General features: G+C 63.3%; 1 rRNA gene. It reads left to right on the forward strand.

Going from position 1 to position 1,842, the window contains the following annotated elements:
* Positions 1 to 1,717 precede the first annotated feature (1,717 nt).
* Positions 1,718 to 1,842 (forward strand): 16S ribosomal RNA (locus QWU11_RS47020); the annotation flags it as partial.

Genomic DNA, 1,842 nt, shown 5'->3' on the forward strand with positions numbered 1-1,842 from the left:
GGGTGTGGGCCTGGGGTGTGGGCCTGGGGTGTGGGCCTGGGGTGTGGGCCTGGGGTGTGGGCCTGGGGTGTGGGCCTGGGGTGTGGGCCTGGGGTGTGGGCCTGGGGTGTGGGCCTGGGGTGTGGGCTCTGGGCCTCGGCGTCTTCGGCGACGCTCGCGTGCAGGTCCGCCAGGCGCAGCGCGGGCCCGCGCCAATACGGCTACCCATCTTGCTGCGAACCCTTTGGCTCTCATCTCCAACGCTCTCGCCTCGCGGCTTCCTACCTCTCCACGTTCGTGCTCCCCACGTTCGTGCTCCCCACGGTCCTGCTCTTCGCGGCCCTTGCTCCACGGTCCTGTTCTTGACGGCCTTGGCTCTCGCCGGCCACCTTCACCGGCTGGCCGGTGTGAGGGGCATCCGACGTCGACGTGGCATTCGCGGAAATGACTGCCGCGGACGTCGAGGCGTACATCGCGCTGTGGGCGTCGTCGGGGACAAGGGGTTCAGACCCTCTACGGGGGTGCCCAGACCCTCTGCCAGGGGTGTGTGGCTGACGTACTCGGCGAGGGACCTCGCCGACCACGTGGCACCGCTTCTCGGAGTCAATCTTGCGTTCTCCTTCCTACGTTCCGGTTCCTCGTCCCCTGCGATGCGGCGTCCGCGGCTCGGTCTCCCGCACTCGTGTCCCTTGCGTGCCAGGTTCCCCGCACGCTCGTCTCCTCGTCCTCGTTGCCCTGTCCTCGCGACTACCTCGTGTCTCCTGTGTGACGGCGGGTACCGGATTCCGGAGCCGGGACGGCCGGCGCTGTTGGTCGTGAACGTCGCTCTCTGGGAGTTGCCCGGCATCTCAGTGGCCGGCCCTCGACGTGCCGCGCCGCAATCTCGGAGTGGTTCGCGCGGTACGGAGGACGAGCTACTCCAGCGTTGGCCGTCATCCGCCGCTTCTGCGGTGGGGCCGACCCACCTGGACAGCCGTTGAGACACCCGGCTGAGCAGGGGATGCGGAGAAATTTCGGGGTGGGTGGTTTGGGGCACGATGGCAGGGGGCACGTCATCAGAACGCAGGTTTACCTGCGTCGACATGTACGCCCGTACCGCGGGGTTGACCCCGGCGCCCGGGTGTCCTAAGCTTGCCAGGCCTGCGGGGAGCAGGACGTCGCAAGACGGCCGGCCCCGCGGAAGACACCCCAATCAAGAGTCGTGATGGATGCTGTCTGTCACGAACCAACTGGATGTGTCGGCCCGATCGGGTTGTGGATCACCGTAAGGTGGAAGCGATCCCCCGGGAACCACCCTTCGACGGTATTGGAAGTCTCTGGCTTCCATGCTGAGTGCTGGGCGGGACCGAGTTCGTTTCGCAAGTCGGTCAATTCGACAAACGAAGCGGGAACGGTAAGATGGGAAATGTCCCAAGGGAGTTCGAAAGGATTCCTAAAAGGGCATTCGTTTCCAAGTCGGAGCGATTCGACAAGGTAAACGAAAAGAGCTAAGATTGAGGAAACGCCCCAGACGGGGATCTGAAAAGGTCACCGAACGGTGTGTGTCCGTTTCTTGAGAACTCAACAGTGTGCTAAAAGCCAGTGCCTTTTTAGTCCTCGGACTGGATGGTCATGGCAGGCCGGTTACGGTCTGGTTGTGGTTGTTCGGTTTTTGGATTCCTTTGGCAAGTATGATTCTTGCCGGGATTTGTCTGTTCAGGTTTGGCGGCCGCTCTTAACGGGTGGTTGTCGTTTGGCCTTAACGGAGAGTTTGATCCTGGCTCAGGACGAACGCTGGCGGCGTGCTTAACACATGCAAGTCGAGCGGAAAGGCCCTTCGGGGTACTCGAGCGGCGAACGGGTGAGTAACACGTGAGTAACCTG

It is taken from the genome of Actinomadura sp. DC4 (genome assembly GCF_030406325.1).
Taxonomy (GTDB): domain Bacteria; phylum Actinomycetota; class Actinomycetes; order Streptosporangiales; family Streptosporangiaceae; genus Actinoallomurus.